The organism is Luteibacter sp., assembly GCF_051958795.1.
Taxonomy (GTDB): domain Bacteria; phylum Pseudomonadota; class Gammaproteobacteria; order Xanthomonadales; family Rhodanobacteraceae; genus Luteibacter.
Window position 1 is genome coordinate 1 of sequence record NZ_JBQCFT010000186.1, and the last position, 2884, is coordinate 2884.

Consider the following 2884-nt stretch of genomic DNA (forward strand, 5'->3'; position numbering starts at 1 on the left):
CACCCTGCGCCTGCTGAGCTGCAACATCCTCGCGGGCGCCAGCGTGCAGCGGTACAGCGATTACTTCACCCGCAGCGTCAACGCGGTGCTCCCCGGGCCGTCGAAGCTGGCGAACCTCGATTCGCTGGCCGAATTGCTGCACGAGTTCGATGTGGTCGGTCTCCAGGAGGCCGATGCCGGCAGCCTGCGCTCCGGCTTCCTCAACCAGACCCGCTATATCGCCGAAGCGGCCGGCATGCCGTACTGGAGCCACCAGCCGAACCGGCCCATGGTGCGCGTCGCGCATTCGGCCAACGGGCTGTTGAGCCGCATCGAACCGAGTGAAGTCATCGACTACCCGCTGCCAGGCCGCATCAAGGGCCGCGGCGCGCTGTTCGTCCGCTTCGGCCACGGCACCGAGGGCCTGGTGGTGGTCATCGCCCACCTTTCGCTCGGCGCCGCGGCACGGCTTGGCCAGCTGGCCTTCATCGCCGAGCTGCTTGCGCCCTACCCGCACGCGGTGCTGATGGGCGACCTCAACACCGAGCCCTCCAGCCCGGAAATGCGCCTGCTCTTCGACAAGACCTCGCTGCAACCGCCGAAGGTCCTCACGCCGACCTTCCCCAGTTGGAAGCCGCGCCGTGCGCTCGACCACATCCTGACCTCGGCCGATATCCAGCTCGACCGGACGTGGACGTTGCCCCGCGCTTTCTCCGATCATCTGCCGCTCGCCGCCGAGATCCGGCTGCCACACAGCCTGGCCGCCGCGGCCGGGGCGACGCCCCAGGGACCTGCCGCATCATGAAACCCAGCCTCCGCGCCGCCCTGCCCTGGGCCGTCATCGTCATCGCCGCGTGCATCGCGGCGCTGTTGCGCTACCAGTTCATCGAACCGCAGCACATGCAGCACGCGTGCGAGGGCGCGACCCGGCCGTGGTGGTGCGGCACGCGCGAGCTCGTCGTGCAGGGCTTCCTGTCGTACGGGTATGGGTACGCGGCGATCGTCGTGGCGCTGGTGGCGCTGTGCTGGCGGAGCGTGGCCATGGCCACGCTCGCGGCATGCATCGGCGTGCTGGCGTTGCAGCTGTACTGCTACGAAGGCGGTGCGCTCGCATTGCTGATCGGTGTACTGCGGCTTGTGCGGCTTCAGTACGATCGCGAGCAAGGCGGATCACCGATCACGGCCTGATGCGCGTAGGAGCCCACCCTGTGGGCGACATCTTTCGCGGAAGAGCTTCAGGCCCTGTAGCGGTTGTACGAACGGCGTGGCCCACAGGGTGGGCTCCTACCCGCGCGATGCCCGCCGCCAGGCGCTCAACACCGGCAACGCCAGCGCGAAGCTGAGCAGCATCCAGCTCCACGATACGGCGTTCGCACCCACTTCCTGCACCACCACCGCCACGCCGAGCGCGGCGATGAGGATAGCCAGCAGGCGCTCCTCCACCAGCGGCATCAATACATCCTCGCGCGTGCGCAGCAGCGCCAGCAGGAAGAAGCCTATGCATGGCAGGGCGAACAGGCCGATCGGGAAGTCGCGATAGCGGCCGTTGAAGACCATCAGGATGGCGTACAGCGCCAGCACGAACATCCAGAAGAACCGCTGCGGCGTTAACACGTCCGAGTTGGTTATGCTCAGGCGGCGACGCTCCACGGGCGGCGGCGCAACCGCTGCAAGGTTCACCGGCGCAGCCAGGCGTGCGGCCACGGCGCGGCCCAACGCGAGCGCCGTGCCCAGCGCGAGCACGCCGATCGCGATGCCGGTGGTCCATTCGAGCGTGTTACGGCAGGCGAACAGCAGCAGGCGCGCGTGCGCAGCCAGCGCCGTGCCGGTAGCGAAGCCCGCGAGCAGCAGCGCGACCCAACCCGCCGTGCCGTGCCAGCGGCGGCGCACGGCGCCCACCACCAGGAACAGCAGCGCGCCCACGCCACCCGCAGCGATCGCCCAGGTCCAGCGCGGCTCTTCGACCACTGGCCCGGTCATCGCGAACTTCGGCTTGGCATCGACATCGAAGATGCCCCAGTAGCCGCCGACGGTGCCTTCGAGGTCGCGCTTCCACGGCTGGTCGAACGCCTCGATGACGTTGTAAGGCATGTCCACCGTGGCCGCGTAGTTGAGGAACTCGCGGACGTAACGCGCTTCGTTCACCAGGCTCGCGCTCGCATCACGGCGCGTACGGCCCTGGCTGGGCCAGCCGGTTTCACCGATCATGATCTGCTTGCCGGGGAACTCGCGCTTCATCTGCTGGTACACGTCGGCGACGTGACGCACGGCCTTCTCGGGCGCGACCGGCTCGTCTTCCCAATATGGGAGGATGTGGATGGTGAGGTAATCGGTGGCCTTCGCCAGCGCCGCATGCCGCTGCCAGAACTCCCAGACATCGGCATAGGTCACCGGCACATCGGTGGCGTCGTTCACCCGCTGGATGTCGGCGGCGAGCGCCTTCTCGGAGAGCTCGCCGCGCAGCATCACCTCGTTACCCACGATGATGCCGCGCAGGCTGGCACGGTCGCGCTTCGCCGCGGCGATGCCGAGTTCGATTTCGCGTTCGTTGGCGACGGGGTCGCGGCCCAGCCAGATGCCCATAAGCACCTTCATGCCGTAGCGGCCGGCGATATCCGGCACGGCGCCGAGGCCCTGGCTCATCGAGTAGGTGCGCACGCAATCGAATCGCTGCGACAAGGATTTGAGATCTGCCTCAATGCGCTCCGGCGAGACGAAGGCATGCGGATCGAACGGCGTTTCGCCTTTCAGCCTGAAGGGCGCATAGGAGACGCAGGCGATCTTGGCCGTAGGCGAATCCGGCAACGGCACGGGCCGGCCCAGCAGGTACCAGTAGCCGGCGCCGAACATCGCGGCGGCGATGAGGACGATCCAGGCGAGCGGGCGAGCGAATCGCGCGAGGGCG

General features: G+C 68.0%; 3 protein-coding genes. 2 read left to right on the plus strand and 1 reads right to left on the minus strand.

The features are described 5' to 3' along the window. Positions 1-4: 4 nt before the first annotated feature. Together ACTHLF_RS09530 and ACTHLF_RS09535 are read left to right on the plus strand one after the other, a co-directional pair. Positions 5-784, plus strand: a complete 780-nt coding sequence (locus ACTHLF_RS09530; protein ID WP_440326905.1) for an endonuclease/exonuclease/phosphatase family protein — start codon at positions 5-7, stop codon at positions 782-784. Then, complete coding sequence (locus tag ACTHLF_RS09535; protein ID WP_440326901.1) at positions 781-1167, plus strand: hypothetical protein; 387 nt, start codon at positions 781-783, stop codon at positions 1165-1167. The genes ACTHLF_RS09530 and ACTHLF_RS09535 overlap by 4 nt, the downstream gene beginning before the upstream one ends. Positions 1168-1263: 96 nt before the next feature. On the opposite strand, the gene ACTHLF_RS09540 is transcribed toward ACTHLF_RS09535, so the two are convergent. Beyond that, positions 1264-2884: glycoside hydrolase family 17 protein (locus ACTHLF_RS09540; protein WP_440326903.1), on the minus strand; the 1621-nt coding region annotated here is incomplete at its 5' end.